At 63.2% G+C, this 16958-nt stretch carries 16 protein-coding genes; 12 read left to right on the forward strand and 4 right to left on the reverse strand.

The window, feature by feature from the left end:
- Window positions 1-74 precede the first annotated feature (74 nt).
- The 3 genes from JI749_RS03090 to JI749_RS17410 all read left to right on the forward strand — a co-directional run bounded on the left by JI749_RS03090 (window position 75) and on the right by JI749_RS17410 (window position 2383).
- Window positions 75-578: an invasion associated locus B family protein gene (locus JI749_RS03090; protein WP_201658827.1), complete on the forward strand. Its 504-nt coding sequence runs from the start codon at window positions 75-77 to the stop codon at window positions 576-578.
- Window positions 579-803: 225 nt separating this feature from the next.
- Window positions 804-2012, forward strand: coding sequence for a 23S rRNA (adenine(2503)-C(2))-methyltransferase RlmN (gene rlmN / locus JI749_RS03095; protein ID WP_201658830.1), 1209 nt, complete (start codon window positions 804-806; stop codon window positions 2010-2012).
- A gap of 17 nt (window positions 2013-2029) precedes the next feature.
- The gene (locus tag JI749_RS17410) at window positions 2030-2383 is read left to right on the forward strand and encodes an HNH endonuclease (protein ID WP_233280968.1); all 354 of its coding nucleotides are present in this window, start codon (window positions 2030-2032) and stop codon (window positions 2381-2383) included.
- Between the two features lie 3 nt (window positions 2384-2386).
- On the opposite strand, the gene JI749_RS03100 is transcribed toward JI749_RS17410, so the two are convergent.
- The 3 genes from JI749_RS03100 to JI749_RS03110 form a co-directional block, all read right to left on the reverse strand.
- Window positions 2387-3235, reverse strand: coding sequence for a 23S rRNA (adenine(2030)-N(6))-methyltransferase RlmJ (locus tag JI749_RS03100; RefSeq protein WP_201658833.1), 849 nt, complete (start codon window positions 3233-3235; stop codon window positions 2387-2389).
- Window positions 3232-3879 (reverse strand): LysE family translocator, encoded by a 648-nt coding sequence (locus tag JI749_RS03105; protein ID WP_201658836.1) that lies wholly within the window; start codon window positions 3877-3879, stop codon window positions 3232-3234. The genes JI749_RS03100 and JI749_RS03105 overlap by 4 nt, the downstream gene beginning before the upstream one ends.
- A 234-nt stretch (window positions 3880-4113) precedes the next feature.
- Complete coding sequence (locus tag JI749_RS03110) at window positions 4114-4581, reverse strand: Lrp/AsnC family transcriptional regulator (protein ID WP_201658840.1); 468 nt, start codon at window positions 4579-4581, stop codon at window positions 4114-4116.
- A gap of 127 nt (window positions 4582-4708) precedes the next feature.
- Between JI749_RS03110 and JI749_RS03115 the strand changes: the two genes are divergently transcribed.
- The 8 genes from JI749_RS03115 (at window position 4709) to JI749_RS03150 (ending at window position 15141) form a co-directional block, all read left to right on the forward strand.
- On the forward strand, window positions 4709-5932 hold the full coding sequence (locus JI749_RS03115; RefSeq protein ID WP_201658843.1) for an argininosuccinate synthase: 1224 nt from the start codon (window positions 4709-4711) through the stop codon (window positions 5930-5932).
- Window positions 5933-6101: 169 nt separating this feature from the next.
- Window positions 6102-8198 (forward strand): putative bifunctional diguanylate cyclase/phosphodiesterase, encoded by a 2097-nt coding sequence (locus JI749_RS03120; protein WP_233280969.1) that lies wholly within the window; start codon window positions 6102-6104, stop codon window positions 8196-8198.
- 147 nt (window positions 8199-8345) lie between these two features.
- A complete protein-coding gene (locus JI749_RS03125; RefSeq protein WP_201658850.1) occupies window positions 8346-8891 on the forward strand; it encodes an outer membrane protein in 546 nt (181 codons plus the stop codon).
- 371 nt (window positions 8892-9262) lie between these two features.
- A complete protein-coding gene (gene typA / locus JI749_RS03130; RefSeq protein WP_201658853.1) occupies window positions 9263-11077 on the forward strand; it encodes a translational GTPase TypA in 1815 nt (604 codons plus the stop codon).
- A gap of 135 nt (window positions 11078-11212) precedes the next feature.
- Entirely contained in the window at window positions 11213-11821 is a 609-nt protein-coding gene (locus tag JI749_RS03135) for a DedA family protein (RefSeq protein ID WP_201658856.1), read from the forward strand.
- Window positions 11822-12104: 283 nt separating this feature from the next.
- The gene (locus tag JI749_RS03140; RefSeq protein ID WP_201658859.1) at window positions 12105-12407 is read left to right on the forward strand and encodes a YggT family protein; all 303 of its coding nucleotides are present in this window, start codon (window positions 12105-12107) and stop codon (window positions 12405-12407) included.
- Between the two features lie 2 nt (window positions 12408-12409).
- Window positions 12410-12739 (forward strand): DUF167 family protein, encoded by a 330-nt coding sequence (locus JI749_RS03145; protein WP_201662489.1) that lies wholly within the window; start codon window positions 12410-12412, stop codon window positions 12737-12739.
- A gap of 269 nt (window positions 12740-13008) precedes the next feature.
- The gene (locus JI749_RS03150) at window positions 13009-15141 is read left to right on the forward strand and encodes a sodium-translocating pyrophosphatase (RefSeq protein ID WP_201658862.1); all 2133 of its coding nucleotides are present in this window, start codon (window positions 13009-13011) and stop codon (window positions 15139-15141) included.
- Window positions 15142-15202: 61 nt separating this feature from the next.
- On the opposite strand, the gene JI749_RS03155 is transcribed toward JI749_RS03150, so the two are convergent.
- The gene (locus JI749_RS03155; protein WP_201658865.1) at window positions 15203-15937 is read right to left on the reverse strand and encodes an Abi-alpha family protein; all 735 of its coding nucleotides are present in this window, start codon (window positions 15935-15937) and stop codon (window positions 15203-15205) included.
- 109 nt (window positions 15938-16046) lie between these two features.
- Between JI749_RS03155 and JI749_RS03160 the strand changes: the two genes are divergently transcribed.
- Complete coding sequence (locus JI749_RS03160; protein WP_201658868.1) at window positions 16047-16622, forward strand: dienelactone hydrolase family protein; 576 nt, start codon at window positions 16047-16049, stop codon at window positions 16620-16622.
- Window positions 16623-16958: the final 336 nt, after the last annotated feature.

The raw sequence follows: 16958 nt of genomic DNA on the forward strand, positions 1-16958 counted from the left end.
CACAAGGGCAATCAACCCTATCTGGGCGGTGGGCTGGTCCGGCCCGTCGCCCGTTTTGCTTCCGCGAGGTCCTGATGTCCAAGTCCGCCGTGGCGCTTGCCCTGAGCGCCAGCCTGATCCTCACGGCCACTGCCAGCGCCCAGCAGGTAAGGCTGCTGGGCGAACATCGCGCCTGGTCGAGCTATGCCGCCAATGATGCGACGGGTCCGGTCTGTTTCGCCATGACCAAGCCCGAACGGGTGACGCCGACGCCCGATGGTTACAGCCAAGCCTATATCTACATCACCAATCGCCCTGCCGAGAATGTCGTGACCGAGTTTAACCTGGTCGCGGGCTTCGCTTTCCAGCCCGACAGCAAGGCCACGGTCGATGTCAGCGGCCAGGTCTTCAACCTTTTCACCCAGAACGACGCCGCCTGGCTCGACGATGCCGGCCAGTCGAGTGCACTGGCGAGCGCCATCCGCGCCGGCTCCTCCATGACGGTGGAAGGCACCACCGCCGCCGGCATCAAGGTGACGCAGAACTATTCGCTGAGCGGCGCGACAGCCGCCCAGCAATCGATCGGGAACTGCTCCTGAGGCCAGCCGCAACCACGGCGCGTCATCCTCGGGCTTGACACGAGGACACTGCACTTAACGCTGGTTCAGCAAGTGTAGAGCCCTCGGGTCAGGCCCGAGGGTGACGATCGCAGATGCGGGAGCGCTCAATGCAATCCTCCCTCGCACCACGGTGACTTTGCGAAATCCGTCCCCATATGCTATTGGCCGCGCCAATCCCGCATCTTCCGGACCTTTCGCCACGCCATGAGCATCGCGCTGAACCTTGACCATTCGACTGCCGTGCGCCCTGCTGCCACCAGCAGGCCGTCGCTGATCGGTCTCAGCAAACCGCAGCTGGCCGAGGCACTGACCACATCGGGTATCGCGTCCGACAAGGAAGCGCGCATGCGCGCCAGCCAGTTGTGGAACTGGCTCTATGTCAACGGCGTGACCGATTTCGACCGCATGACCAATGTGGCCAAGCCCGTACGGCAGAAGCTGGCCGACAGCTTCCTGCTCGATCGCCCCGAAATCGTCACCGAGCAGGTTTCGACCGACGGCACCCGCAAGTGGCTGTTCCGCTTCCGCGACCCGGCCAATCCGAACTTCCCGCCGGTGGAAGTGGAAACCGTCTACATCCCCGAGCAGGATCGCGGGACGCTGTGCGTCTCTTCACAGGTGGGCTGCACGCTGACCTGTTCGTTCTGCCATACCGGCACGCAGAAGCTGGTGCGCAACCTGACGGCGGGCGAAATCCTCGGCCAGATCCTGATGGCGCGCGAGCGCCTGGGCGATTTCCCGGGCGGTTCGCGCCCCGACGATGGGGGCCTGGTGCCCTCGGGCGAGACCCGCGCCATCACCAATATCGTGATGATGGGCATGGGCGAGCCCCTCTACAATTACGACAACGTCAAGCAGGCATTGCTGATCGCCTCGGCCGGTGATGGCATGAGCATTTCCAAGCGCCGCATCACGCTCTCGACCTCTGGTGTCGTGCCGTTCATCGAGCCGACCGGGCGCGAGATCGACGTGCAACTGGCGATTTCGCTCCATGCCACCAACAACGACCTGCGCGACGTGCTGGTGCCGATCAACAAGAAGTGGCCGCTCGAGGAACTGCTCGAGGCCTGCCGCAACTATCCGGGCCTGTCCAATGCCCGCCGCATCACCTTCGAATATGTGATGCTCGACGGCATCAATGACAGCGACGCCGAAGCCCGCGAACTGGTGCGGCTGCTGGCCGGCATTCCGGCCAAGATCAACCTCATCCCGTTCAACCCTTGGCCGGGCGCCAACTACGGCACCTCGCCCTCGTCGCGCATCGAGCGCTTCGCCGACATCGTCAACAAGGCCGGCTATGCCAGCCCCGTCCGCACGCCGCGCGGCCGCGATATCTTCGCCGCCTGCGGCCAGCTCAAGAGCGAAAGCGAACGCCTGAGCAAGAAGGACCGCGAGGCGCTGGCCGGGGTATAAAGCCTTCGGCGCGGCGGATCGAGGCGGCCATAGCGGCGTCAGAAACCGCCGCTGCCCATCGCGCGCCTGCCATCTGCCCGCTCTGCGATCGGCCCATCCCGCCCGATGCCAAGTCAAGCCGCCATCACCTGACGCCCCGCCTCAAGGGCGGGACGCACCTGGGCACCGTGCGGCTGCACCAGATCTGCCACAGCGCCATCCATGCGCGGTTCAGCGAGACGGAGTTGGCGACCAAGCTGGCGGATGTGGAGGCGCTCCGCGCCGACCCCGAGATTGCGGCGTTTGTGGCTTGGGTAAAGACCAAGCCACCGGCCTTTCATGCGCCGACGCGGATGACGCGGGACAGGCGAGAGGCGAAGCGGGAGCGCTGAGCGCTACTCCCCCGCCACCCATTCCATCCGCACCCGACCCTTGCCGTCCTCCGCCAGAAGCTTTGCCAGTTCCGGCAGCACCACCTTCAGCTCGGCTTCCAGCGCGTATGGCGGGTTGACCACGATCATGCCGGTCCCGTGCAGGCGCGGCGGGTTGGTGAAGGGGCGGATGTTGAGTTCGATGCGCAGGATCTTGCGAATGCCGGTGTGTTCGAGGCCGTCGACGAACTCGGCGATCTCGTGCGGGTCCTTGATCGGGTACCAGAAGGCGTAGATGCCGCCGGGCCAACGCTGGTGCGCCTTGACCAGTGCGGCGACCATACGGTCGAATTCGCCCTTCTGCTCGAAGGGCGGATCAACGAGCACCAGGCCGCGCTTCTCCTTAGGCGGGAGGTGGGTGCCCATGGCCGCCCAGCCATCGAGATGGGTGGCGCGCACCTGGATGTCGCCGGCAAAATTCTCGCGCAGCTTTTCGGCGTCGTCGGGGTGCAATTCGAGGGCGAAGAGGCGATCCTGCTCACGCAGCAGATGGCGGACGATCAGCGGCGAGCCGGGATAGAAGCGCAGGCCGCCATCGGGGTTTTGTGCCCTGACTGCCGCGAGATAGGGCGCCGCCAGCTCGGCGGTAGGCCCGGACATACCCTGTTCGACCAGCTTGCCGATGCCCTCGACCCATTCGCCGGTCCGCCCGGCTTCGTTACCTTCGAGATCATAGAGCCCAATCCCGGCATGGGTATCGAGCACGCGGAAGGCGGCGTCTTTGCGCTTGAGATATTCGACGATGCGCACGAGGATGACGTGCTTGACCACATCGGCAAAATTGCCGGCATGGAAGGCGTGGCGATAGTTCATTTCCGGCCTTCAGCCAGCAGGATCGTCGCGGCGAAGGCCATGAAAACGGCGGCAAAGCTCCAGTTGAGGGCCTTGCCGACCCATTGCTTTTCGCGCAGCGTCTTGGTCAGCCATTCGGCAAACAGCACGATGGCGATGACGACGGGCAGCGACACCACGACGAATTCGACGCCCAGGAACAGGAGCTTGCCGACGGCGGCGGGGTCCTCGGCCGAGACGAATTGCGGCAGGAAGGTCACGAAGAACAGGGCCACCTTGGGGTTGGTGAGGTTGATGCCGAGCCCCGTCATGTAGCTTTGCCACCAGTTGGGCTGCCTGCCGGCCTGTCGCACGACCAGAATACCACCACCCGACCGCACCGCCTGGATGGCCAGCCAGATGAGGTAGACGGCGCCTACGATCTTGAGCGCCCAGAAGGCGGCCGGCGCGGTGACGATCAGCACCGAAATACCGAAGGCGACCAGCATGGTATGAACGGCGATGCCCGTCGTGGCGCCGAGCACGGTGGCAAAGCCATGGCTGCGGCCCCAGTTGATGGTACGCGACACGAAGAGCGCCATGTCCGGTCCGGGCGTCACCGCCAGCACGAAGCCGGCCAGTGCGAATGCAAGGATGACGGAGAGATCGGGAATGAAGCTGGGCATGGCTGGCTCCGATGCGGATGCTCCCTTCTATCACCGGGTCATTGCCGCGAAAGCGGGAATCCACTCTTTGAGCGACGCGTTCGATCGCCGTGCGGCCACAACCACCGCGTCATCCCGGCGGAGGCCGGGATCCATATCCGTGGCGCGCCGACAGATCCAGCGACGGGAGAACTCACTGCATGAATTCCGGCCTTCGCCGGAAAGACATTGGCGTGGTCGCGTATCGAGCCAACATCAACCCAGCGGCAGTTCATAACTCCGCTTGATGGTCTCCATGGGCACATCGGTCTTGACCGACTGCACGGACGGAATACGCATCAGATAATCGGACTGGAAGCGCCAATAAGCATGGAGGTCCGCCGTCACGATGCGCATGATGGCGTCGCATTCGCCCGTCGTCAGGTAGCATTCGGCGACTTCGGGGAATTTGCGTACCGTCTCGGCAAACTGGTTGGTGGTCTCGGCATCCTGGGTCTTGAACCAGATGCGGGCAAAGACGGTGAGGCCCAGCCCGATGGCGGGGCCGTTGAGCACGGCGGTATACTGGTCGATGATGCCGCGGTCCTCGAGCAGCTTGACCCGGCGCAGGCAGGGGGAGGGGGAAAGACCCACTTCGTTGGCCAGTTCGACATTGGACATGCGGGCGTTGCGCTGCAATGCTCGGAGGATGCGGCGATCGATGGCGTCCAGCGTTTCTGGCATGTCGTGCGTCCTGCATGTGATTTCATGGCAGATTATGCCAATTTATGTGCCAAGGCTGCGATAATCGCAAGTTCATTGCGCAAGAGCTGGACTATTGTGTCGCCAATCTGAACAGGAGCGGTTGCCAATGGCGAAAGACATCAAAAAGGTCGTGCTGGCCTATTCGGGGGGCCTGGACACCTCCATCATCCTCAAGTGGTTGCAGGAGACCTACCAGTGCGAGGTGGTGACCTTCACCGCCGACCTCGGCCAGGGCGAAGAGCTCGAGCCGGCGCGCAAGAAGGCCGAGATGTTCGGCATCAGGGATATCCGCATCGAGGACCTGCGCGAGGAATTTGTCCGTGACTTCGTTTTCCCCATGTTCCGCGCCAATGCGGTCTATGAGGGCGTCTATCTGCTGGGTACCTCGATCGCCCGCCCGCTGATCGCCAAGCGGCTGGTCGAGATCGCCCAGGAAACCGGGGCCGACGCCATTTCCCATGGTGCCACCGGCAAGGGCAATGACCAGGTGCGGTTCGAACTGACTGCCAATGCGCTCGATCCCTCGATCAAGGTGATCGCCCCCTGGCGCGAATGGGACCTCAGGAGCCGCACCCAGCTGCTTGACTATGCCGAGCGCAACCAGATCCCGATCGCCAAGGACAAGCGCGGCGAAGCCCCGTTCTCGGTCGATGCCAACCTGCTTCACACCTCGTCCGAAGGCATGGTGCTGGAAGATCCGGCGATCCCGGCGCCCGACTATGTGGCCCAGCGCACCGTCGATCCGGAACAGGCGCCCGACCAGGCCGAGATCATCACCATCGGATATGAGAAGGGTGACCCGGTCTCGGTCAATGGCGTGCGCCTCTCGCCGGCGGCCCTGCTCACCAAGCTCAACGAGCTGGGCGGCAAGCATGGCGTGGGCCGGCTGGACCTGGTCGAAAACCGCTTCGTCGGCATGAAGTCGCGCGGGCTCTACGAAACCCCCGGCGGCACCATCATGCTGGTGGCGCATCGCGGCATTGAATCGATCACGCTCGACCGTGGCGAGGCTCACCTCAAGGACGAGCTGATGCCCAAATATGCCGAGCTGATCTATAACGGCTTCTGGTTCGCCCCCGAGCGCGAGATGCTGCAGGCCCTGATCGACAAGAGCCAGCATTATGTGACCGGCGAAGTCACGGTGAAGCTCTACAAGGGCTCGGCAACGGTTATCGCCCGCACCTCGCCGCATTCGCTCTATTCGATGGACCTGGTGACCTTCGAAGAGGGTGCCGTGGCCTATGATCACAAGGATGCGGCCGGTTTCATCCGCCTCAACGGATTGCGGCTCAAAACCTATGCGGCTCGCAACAAGAAGGCGCGCGGCTGATCGCCGGCACTCATGAATGGCCCGGATTGCGCCCCAATGCGTCCGGGCCCAGGCGCCGGCTTAAACCATCGTTAACGAGATCAAACTAGCTTCCCTTCCAGCGTCGTGCAGAAGCATTGAGACGGGGGGTCGGCGGGTGCGAGCAGAAGACGCTGGCAGCTTGAGCGAAATGGCTGAGGCTTTGCTGCTCGACGCCGCGCTCGAGAACATCCCCTATGGCTTCTGCGTCTGGTCCCCCCAGTTCCGGCTGGTGATGTGGAACAAGAACTATCGCGACATCTATGGTTTTTCCGCGGATGCCCTTTATCGCGGCATGACGCTGGAGGAAGTGGTCCAGCTCAGCGGCCAGCTGGGCAACCATCCCGACCAGCGTCCCGATGACTTCTACGAGGCCTATACCGCCGAACTGCTGGCCAACAGGAGCGGGGCGCGCACCAAGAGCCAGGAAGTCGTGCATGGGGGCCGCACCATCGAGACGGCCCATATCTATTCGCCGGCCCTGGGCTGGGTGGTGACGCATGAGGACATCACCGACGAGCTCGCCCGCACCGAAGTGGTCGCCAAGCGCAAGCTGGAGCTCGAGCGGCAGAACATCCGCCTGGACGCCGCCGTCAACAACATCTCGCAGGGCCTGTGCATGATGGACGCCAAGGGGCGTCTGGTCATCTGCAACGAGCCCTATGCGCGCATCTACAATCTGCCGCCGAACCTGATCAAGCCGGGCACCATGCTCGAGGACATTCTCAGCCACCTGTTCGATACGGGCATGGAGGCGGGCAGCACGCGCGAGGAATATATCGCCTGGCGGCGCGAGGTGATCGCCCGTCGCGAATATGGCAAGAACATCCACGAGCTCAATGGCCGCACCATCATGATGCAGCATCATCCGATGAAGGATGGCGGCTGGGTGTCGACCCACGAGGATATTACCGAGCAGCGGCAGAACGAGGCGCGCATCCGCCACCTGGCGCGCCATGACGCGCTGACCGACCTGCCCAACCGCATCGAATTCCTCGAACAGATGGCCAAGACCGAGGCCGGCCTCAGCCGCGGCGAAATGGCGGCCGTCCTCTATATCGATCTCGATCACTTCAAGGCGGTCAACGATACGCTGGGACACGCAGTGGGCGACGAAGTCATCAAGCAGGCCTCGGCGCGGCTCTGGGGCACGACGCGCGAAACCGATGTTCTGGCGCGCCTGGGTGGCGACGAATTTGCCCTGCTGATGCGCCCCATCGATAGCGCGGCCGATGCCGCCAAGGTGGCCGACCGCATCATCAAGGCCATCGGCCAGCCCATGCTGATCGGCGGCCAGCAGGTGGAGATCGGCGCCAGCGTGGGCATTGCGGTGGGTCCGGGCGACGGGGTCAAGACCGACACTCTGGTCAAGAATGCCGACCTTGCGCTCTACAAGGCCAAGAGTGAGGGCCGTTCGACCTATCACTTCTTCGAGGCCGGCATGGATGCGGACCTCCAGTCGCGGCGCTCCATCGAAGCCGGCCTGCGCCTGGCCTTGCAGCGGGCCGAACTGCGCCTGGTGTTCCAGCCCCTGCTCGGGCTGGGGGAGAACCGGGTCACCTGCGTCGAGGCGCTGCTGCGCTGGGATCACGAGGGGCGAACCATCTCGCCGGTGGAGTTCATCCCCATTGCCGAGGAAACCGGCCTCATCGCGCCGATCGGCGAATGGGTACTGCGCGAAGCATGCAAGATCGCGGCGACCTGGCCGGGGGACGTGCGCGTTGCGGTCAATCTCTCGCCGGTGCAGTTCAAGAGCCGGGACCTCTTGAGCATCGTCAAGTCGGCGCTCCAGGAAGCGCGCATCCCCGCCACCCGGCTCGAGCTCGAAATCACCGAGTCGCTGCTGCTGGCGGAGAACGACACCAACCTCAAGGTGCTGCACGACCTGCGCGCCATGGGCGTGCGGATCTCGATGGACGATTTCGGCACCGGCTATTCTTCATTGAGCTACCTGCGCAGCTTCCCCTTCGACAAGATCAAGATCGACCGCTCCTTCATGCGCGACCTCACCAGCCGCAGCGACAGCCAGGCCATTATCCGGGCGGTGATCGGGCTGGGGCAGTCGCTGGGCATGTCGACTGCCGCCGAGGGGGTGGAAACCGAGGAACAGCTCGAAATGGTGCGCGCACTGGGAGCCTCGGAAGTTCAGGGCTTCCTCTTCTCGCCCCCTCTGCCGCCCGCCGCGCTCGCCAGCCTGCTTCATACCGAGGCCGCCAAGCAGCAGCCGGAACGCAAGAAGGCGTCGTAGCGCCACGATGTGGCCTGTGGGGGGTGAGGCTTTTCTGCCACAACCAAATGGCACCAGCCATTTCGTGGCGGCAAGATGACTTTTTTGTGTTGCGGCCATGGGCTTAGCAGTGCAGATAACAGCGAACTTCTTTATGGGAACAACTTTATGATCATCCGTTCGTTGGCCGTTGCCGCCGTCGCTCTGCTCTCCACCACCGCTGCTTATGCTGCCGACCTGATCATCCCGACCTCGCCCGAGCCTATCATGGAATCGGCTGGTTTCTCCTGGGACGGCCTCTATGCCGGCGTCCAGGGCGGTGGCCAGTTCTACCCGGGCACGACCTATGGCCTGCTGGGCGCCCATGTCGGCGTGAACTTCATCGTTGCCGATCCCGTGCTGATCGGCCTCGAAGGTTCGGCTGAGTGGATCTTCAACAACACTGCCAGCTTCGGCGAATTCTTCATCAATGGCCGCCTGGGCGCTGTCGTCACCGACGAAGTGCTGATCTACGCGCTGGCCGGTACGGGTGTTGAAGTCAACAATGCAGGCAACACCTTCGGCACCTACCAGCTCGGTGGTGGCGTGGAATTTGCCGTGACCGACTCGATCTCGGTTCGTGGCCAGCTGGTTGGCGTTGGCTTCTACAACGACGGCAACAACAACTTCTTCGACGGCGCCAAGGCAACCGTCGGCGTCAGCTACCACTTCTAATCTCGCATACGTTGTAGATGTCGGGAGCTGGGGGCACTCACCGCTTCTATGGACGTCATCAACGGGAGATGACCGCGCGACCGTAGTCAAACCTCAGCGTCGTCATCTTGAGAGCGGCAATCCGAAAGGGTTGCCGCTCTTTCATTTGGCCGGCCCGATTTACCCTGCGGACGGGTTTCGAGGCGCCGCAACCCACCTCTGCGCGGCCTGCGCTTGTGGAAAACCCCTTCTTCCTGTAAGGCAGCGCCAAATGCGCCGGTTCTCGTGTTCTTGCGGGGTGGGCGCCCTGTAATTCCTGCATGGTCCAGCCGTTTGCCGCCGCCCCTTCGCGGCCCAAGGTTTTGGGATCATGCCAAAGAGGCTGATCCCATATGTCGCTGCGCAACATCGCCATCATCGCCCACGTTGACCACGGCAAGACCACGCTGATCGACGTGCTGCTCAAGCAGTCCGGCTCATTCCGCGAAAACGAGCGCGTCGAAGAACGCGCCATGGACAGCAACGACATCGAGCGCGAGCGCGGCATCACCATCCTGGCCAAGGTGACGTCCCTCCTCTGGAAGGACACCCGCATCAATATCGTGGACACGCCCGGCCACGCCGACTTCGGCGGCGAAGTCGAGCGCATCCTCTCCATGGTCGATGGCGTGGTCATCCTGGTGGACGCCGCCGAAGGCCCGATGCCGCAGACCAAGTTCGTGCTGGGCAAGGCGCTCAAGCAGGGCCTCCGGCCGATCGTCGCCATCAACAAGATCGACAAGGCCGACGAGCGGCACCTCGAAGTGCTCGAGGAGATCTTCGACCTCTTCATCGCCCTCGATGCAACCCCCGAGCAGCTCGACTTCCCGGTGCTCTATGGCTCGGCCAAGCAGGGCTGGATGGCCATGGAACCCGAGGGTCCCAAGAACGACCTGGGCCCGCTGCTCGACAAGGTCATCGAACACGTGCCGGAGCCGGCCGTGGAAGAAGGCGCCTTCCGCATGCTGGTCACCACCATCGAGCGCAACCCGTTCCTGGGCCGTATCCTCACCGGTCGCATCACCTCCGGTTCGGTCAAGGCCAACGACGCCATCCACACGCTCAACCGTGAAGGCAAGGAAGTCGAGAAGGGCCGCGTCTCCAAGGTCCTGGCTTTCCGTGGCCTCGAGCGCACCCCGATCGAAGTCGGCCAGGCCGGCGACATCGTCGCCATTGCCGGTCTTGTGACCTCGACCGTGGCCGATACGCTCTGCGCCACCTCGGTCACCAAGGCCATCGAATCCAAGCCGATCGATCCGCCGACGCTGTCGGTGACCTTCCGCATCAATGACGGCCCGCTGGCCGGTCGCGAAGGCGACAAGGTGCAGTCGCGCGTCATCCGCGAGCGCCTGTTCCGCGAAGCCGAAGGCAATGTGGCCATTCGCGTCACCCCCGGCGATGACAACGACTCCTACGACGTGGCCGGCCGCGGCGAACTCCAGCTCGCCGTCTTGATCGAAAACATGCGCCGCGAAGGCTTCGAGCTCACCATCGGCCGCCCCAAGGTGCTGTTCAAGGAAGAGAACGGCCAAAAGCTCGAGCCGGTCGAGGAAGTCATCATCGACGTCGATGACGAATTCACCGGCACGGTCGTGCAGAAGCTCACCGAGCGCAAGGGCGAGCTCACCGACATGCGTCCCTCCGGCGTCGGCCGCACCCGCATCCAGCTGCTGGTGCCCACCCGCTCGCTGATCGGCTACCAGCCGGAGCTGCTCTCCGACACCCGCGGCACCGCCATCTTCAACCGCCTGTTCCACTCCTTCGTGCCGTTCAAGGGCGACCTGCCGGGCCGTCGCACGGGCGTGCTGATCTCGAACGCCACCGGACAGTCCGTGGCCTTCGCCCTGTGGAACCTCGAAGAGCGTGGCCCGATGATGATCGACGCCGGCGTCGACGTCTATGAAGGCATGATCATCGGCGAGCACAGCAGGGACAACGATCTCGAAGTGAACCCGCTCAAGGGCAAGCAGCTGACCAATATCCGCACCACGTCCAAGGACGAAGCGGTGCGCCTGACCACGCCCAAGAAGCTGACGCTGGAACAGTCGCTCGGCTACATTGCCGAAGACGAGTATGTGGAAGTGACCCCCAAGTCGATCCGCCTGCGCAAGATCTGGCTCGACCCCAACGACCGCAAGCGCATGAGCCGCGCCGCCAAGTCGGCTTAGCCGCCTGTTGGGCTCTCGCACCTAGTTTACACCACGTCATTGCCCGGCTTTGTCCGGGCAATCCATTTCTTGGCAGCCATGGACCACCGGGACAGGTCCGGTGGTGACGACGACGAGACCATGAGGACGCAAGGCATGACCGACTGGATCATCCAGACCATTTCCGATCTGGGCTATCTCGGCATTTTCCTCGTCATGCTGGCGGAATCGATCTTTCCGCCCATCCCGTCTGAACTGATCATCCCCTTTGCCGGCTTTGCCGCCGCCAATGGCGATCTCAACCTCTATGGCGTCATCGCCACGGCAACCTTTGGCGCCGTGGTGGGCATGCTGCCCTGGTATTTTGCCGGGCGGCTGTTCGGCCTCGATCGCGTGCGCTGGCTGGCCGACCGCTTCGGGCGGCTGATGGCCTTCAACGCCGACGAGATCGACACTGCGGTAAGCTGGTTCAACCGCTTCGGGCCCATCATCGTGCTGTTCGGCAGGCTGATGCCGATCATCCGCACGCTGATTTCCATTCCGGCCGGCCTCGCCCGCATGAGCCTGCCGGTGTTCCTGCTGGCCTCGACCGCCGGGGCGCTGATTTGGAACACCTTCCTGACACTGGCCGGCTATATCCTGCACGAGCACTATGAGAGCATCGAGGTGGTGCTCGATCCGCTGAGCTACCTGGTGCTCGGCCTGGTGGTGCTGCTCTACCTGTTCAAGGTCGCCACCTGGAAGCCGAGCGTCTCGCGCGCCTGATCGCAATTTGCGATCCGCCTTGCATTCTGCAAGGCAGCTGCCTGTCGCAGAATGCGATTGTTCACGACCCCTTAATCTCTGCCCGCCGGTTCGCCGCAGGGCAGGTGTTGGCACGCTTCGTGCAATGGAGCGGCTGTCCGGAGAGTGTAGTTCTGCGTACCGGATCCAAAGTCATCGAGCCTCGTTCCGTGCGACCGGAGCGAGGCTCATGCTTTGGCGCCCGCCCTTGCCGCAAGGTCTTTCACCCACTAGATAATCCCAGACCTGTTTTCCGGAGACGCCCATGCGCGCCGTGCTCGATGTCATTCTCGTGCTCCTCGATCTTTATCGCTGGGTGCTGATCGCCATGATCATCATGAGCTGGTTGATCTCGTTCAACGTGATCAACACGCGCAATGCCTTCGTCGACGGCGTGTGGCGGGTGCTCAATCAGCTGACCGAGCCGGTGCTGCGCCCCATCCGCCGGGTGATGCCGAATTTCTCGGGCCTCGATATCAGCCCGATCATCGCCTTCATCGCGATCTTCTTCATCCAGCAGATCATCTTCTACTACGTCTATCCGGCCGTCATCCGCGCCGGCATCTAGCCCTGTCGCAGCCGCCCAAATGCTATCGGCTCAGCCCAGGCGGGCTGAGCCTTTTCGTTCGTGTCACCCCCAATGGCGGGCGCGACGCAATCGAGGGCGTCGAGACCAGGGATGATGGCACGGCCGTGCTGCGGGTCCGGGTCAGCGCGGTGCCCGACAAGGGCAAGGCCAATGCAGCCGTCGTGGCGTCGCTGGCCCGGGCGCTCGGTGTGCCGAAATCGGCGGTGAGCGTCGTGAGTGGAGAGACGGCGCGGATGAAGACGCTTGATGTGGCAGGGGATGGCGCGGCGCTGATTGAGAAGCTCACGGCTCTTGCCCTCCCTCCCCCTTGAGGGGAGGGCCGGGGAGGGGGTCCTTCAGGGGTCATCCAAACGACCCCCACCCTCAATCCCTCCCCTCAAGGGGGAGGGAGGCGATAGAGCCAATACCCTCCAGGCCATTCCCCCACCGCGACAAATCAACGCATTTTCCATTGCTTAACCCCTCAATCCGGCTAATCTCGCCTGCGGAAGGGGCTCTAGGAGGGCAGGGCGTGCGGGTTGGAGGACCGGCACTGCCATTGCGTTGAGTCCCCGGAGGTAAATCTAGAGGGACTGTTTCGATGACTTTGGCACTCTGGCTGATCGTCCTGTGTGGCGCTCTGTCCATCGTCTATGGCGTGATCACCACGCAGCAATTGCTCGCCGCCGATAGTGGCAGCGCCCGCATGCAGGAAATCTCGGCAGCCGTCCGGGAAGGTGCATCGGCCTATCTCAAGCGGCAATATACCACCATCGCCATCGTGGGCGTGGTCATCCTGATCGCGGCCTACTTCCTGCTCGGCATCTATGCCGCCATCGGCTTCCTGATCGGCGCCGTGCTGAGCGGCGTGGCCGGCTTCATCGGCATGAACGTCTCCGTGCGCGCCAATGTGCGCGTGGCCCAGGCGGCGGTCGGCTCGCTGGCCAAGGGTCTCGACCTGGCCTTCAAGTCCGGCGCCGTGACCGGCATGCTGGTGGCGGGCCTCGGCCTCCTCGGCGTCACCCTCTATTTCATGTTCCTCACCAGCGCCGGTTTCGAGGCCACCAGCCGCACCGTCATCGATGCGCTGGTTGCACTCTCGTTCGGCGCGTCGCTGATCTCCATCTTCGCCCGTCTGGGCGGGGGCATCTTCACCAAGGGTGCCGACGTGGGCGGCGACATGGTGGGCAAGGTCGAGGCGGGCATTCCCGAAGACGATCCGCGCAACCCGGCCACCATTGCCGACAATGTGGGTGACAATGTCGGCGACTGCGCCGGCATGGCCGCGGACCTGTTCGAAACCTATGTGGTGACCATCGTGGCCACCATGGTGCTGGCCGCCATCGTGCTGCCCGATGCCTTCAAGCTGGCTGGCATGGTCCTGCCGCTGGCCATCGGCGGCGCCTGCGTCATCACCTCGATCGCGGGCACCTATTTCGTCAAGCTGGGCGCCAGCAACAACATCATGGGCGCGCTCTACAAGGGCATCATCGCCACAGGCGTACTGTCGCTGATCGTGCTCTATCCGGTGCTGGCCTTCGTCTTCAACGGCGACATGGGCGCCGATCTGGGCGGCTTCACCCCCATGTCGCTGTTCTGGTGCGGCGTGGTGGGCCTGGTCATCACGGCGCTGATCATTGTCATCACCGAATATTATACCGGCACGGGCCGCCGCCCGGTGAACTCGATCGCCGAGGCCTCGGTCACCGGCCACGGCACCAACGTCATCCAGGGCCTCGCGGTCTCGCTGGAATCGACGGCGCTGCCGGCTCTCGTCATCATCGCCGGCATCATCATCACCTTCAAGCTGGCGGGCCTGTTCGGCATCGCCTTTGCCGCCGCGACCATGCTGGCCCTGGCCGGCATCGTGGTGGCCCTCGACGCCTTCGGCCCGGTGACGGACAATGCCGGCGGTATCGCTGAGATGGCCGGCCTCGACAAGGAAGTGCGCCACAATACCGATGCGCTCGACGCGGTGGGCAATACGACCAAGGCCGTGACCAAGGGCTATGCCATCGGCTCGGCGGGCTTGGGTGCCCTGGTGCTCTTTGCCGCCTATACGCAGGACCTGAACTACTTCGCCTCGCTGCCCGACGCCCCTGCCATCTTCCAGGGCATGGGCCAGCTCACCTTCTCGCTGGCCGACCCCTATGTGGTGGTCGGGCTCCTGTTCGGTGGCCTCCTGCCCTTCCTCTTCGGCGGCATGAGCATGACTGCCGTGGGCCGCGCCGCCCAGTCGGTGGTGGTGGAAGTGCGCCGCCAGTTCAAGGCCGATCCGGGCATCATGGCCGGCACGTCCAAGCCTGACTATGCCAAGGCCGTCGACATGCTGACCAAGGCGGCGATCCGCGAAATGATCGTGCCGAGCTTGCTCCCCGTGCTGTCGCCGATCGTGGTGTTCTTCGTGATCAACTGGATCGCGGGCCCCGCTGCCGGCTTCTCGGCCCTGGGCGCCATGCTCATGGGCGTCATCGTCACCGGCCTCTTTGTCGCCATTTCCATGACCGCCGGCGGCGGCGCCTGGGACAATGCCAAGAAGAGCTTTGAAGACGGCTTCACCGATAGCCACGGCGTCACCCACCACAAGGGCGGCGACGCGCACAAGGCCTCCGTCACCGGCGACACCGTCGGCGACCCCTACAAGGACACGGCCGGCCCGGCCGTCAACCCGATGATCAAGATCACGAATATCGTGGCGCTATTGCTGCTCGCGGTGCTGGCGCATCTGGGGTGAGGCGCCAGACGCAGTCTGGACTGGAATGAAGAAGGCCCGGGGGTGACCCCGGGCCTTTCTGCTACGCCTTGCAGGCGCTAAGCAATGCCTCGCCTGTATAAGATAGCCACAAGTCGGCCTCTTTGTGGGTAACCGGAACGATTATTTGCCCGGCAAAATCATCATCGGGATCGTCAGTTCGATCTACTATTAACCCTTGCCGTTCAAGACTTTCGACGCTGATCTTGATGAGATCAGGGTCTTTACCCAGCACTGAGCAAAGCCAGGTTATGTTTCTCTTGGGCCGCTCACTTTCATTTGGAACGGCCGACCAGGTTTGGACAACACTCTTACCTGCCGTGGTGGTCATGTGTTCGCTAATTGCCAGCAGACACCTCAGGTCTATAGGCTCGAGAGCCGAAAGGAGTGTGACAAAATCGCGTCTGGCATTAGTTGTGAGGTTTGGGTCAGTGGCATTTGCAATCATACCCGCCCACAGCGTTTGCAGCTCCTCGTCGCTCTCCATAGTGGACGCCTGGATGAGGGGTATTGCTAAGCGTGGTTCAATTGATCGCTTCGCTGACGTTATTCCGCGCGCGGCGTGAATGGCTTCAATCTTGTCAGCAAGTTTGAAAGCATTCTCATACCGAAACACTGCGGCCCAATCTGTGAAACTTCCTCCTACATGTCGGAGGCCCTCACCCAATACTTGATCGAAGAATTTTCCGGCACCACTCAGTAGATCTAAGCCTTTCTCTGCTGTTTTGGCTATCTGCGTTGTCGCAGCAGCCTTAGCTTCATCTAATTTTTCACCCATTTAGCCACCCCCGAAATATTCCGTCTCTACAATACCTTGTTTGCAATGCGGAGCCCACTCTTGCTGCGCTTGATGGGCATTGGAGTGGGCATGCTCCCGGAGCCACCAAATGACCACCATCCTCCTCTTCCACCACGTGCAAGGCCTCACCCCTGGCGTAGCCGCCATTGCCGACACGTTCCGTGCCGCTGGCCACACGGTCCATGTTCCCGACCTGCTCGATGGCAAGACCTTCGGCTCCATCCCCGAGGGCATCGCCTATGTGAAGACCATCGGCTTTGGCGAGGTTATCGCGCGCGGCAAGGCGGCGGCGGACGCGGTGGCTGGCCCGATCGTGGTCATCGGCATGTCGCTCGGCGTGTTGCCGGCGCAGGCGATTGCGCAGACGCGGGGTGATGTGTGCGGGGTGGTGCTGCTGCATGGTGCGGTTGATGTGACCGAGTTTTCGCCAGTTTGGCCAAAGCAGGTGCCGGTGCAGGTCCATGCCATGGATGCCGATCCGGAATTCGTCGATAGCGGCGATACCGATGCGGCCATGGAACTGGTCGGCCAGTCCGACAATGGCGACCTGTTCCTCTATCCCGGCAATGGGCACCTCTTCACCGACAATTCGGTCGCCGATTACGACGCCGAACAGGCGGCTTTGGTGATGAGCCGCGTGCTGGCGTTTCTCGACGAGGTGTGAGGCCTTTTACCTCGCCCCATCGGGGAGAGGTCGGCGCGCAGCGCCGGGTGAGGGGGAATCTCGCACCCCGCGCTAGGCCGGGGCAGCCCCCTCACCCCGCCCTCTCACCGATGGGGCGAGGACTTTGTCGCCGTGCGTGGGCTTAGGTGGTCCCCAAAATAACTTATCCCCCTCGCTCCACCCGCCCGCATACTCATCCCATTCCCGCACATAAACTGCGCGGTCGCGACGAACGGTCGTGTGCGGGATGTCGGTGGGGTTGGAGTCGTCCGGCCCGGCGGGGGAAACCCGGCAGCTGCGCTTGCGACACAGCGTACCTGGCCCGAACCCGTCTCA

The organism is Devosia oryziradicis (genome assembly GCF_016698645.1).
GTDB lineage: Bacteria > Pseudomonadota > Alphaproteobacteria > Rhizobiales > Devosiaceae > Devosia > Devosia oryziradicis.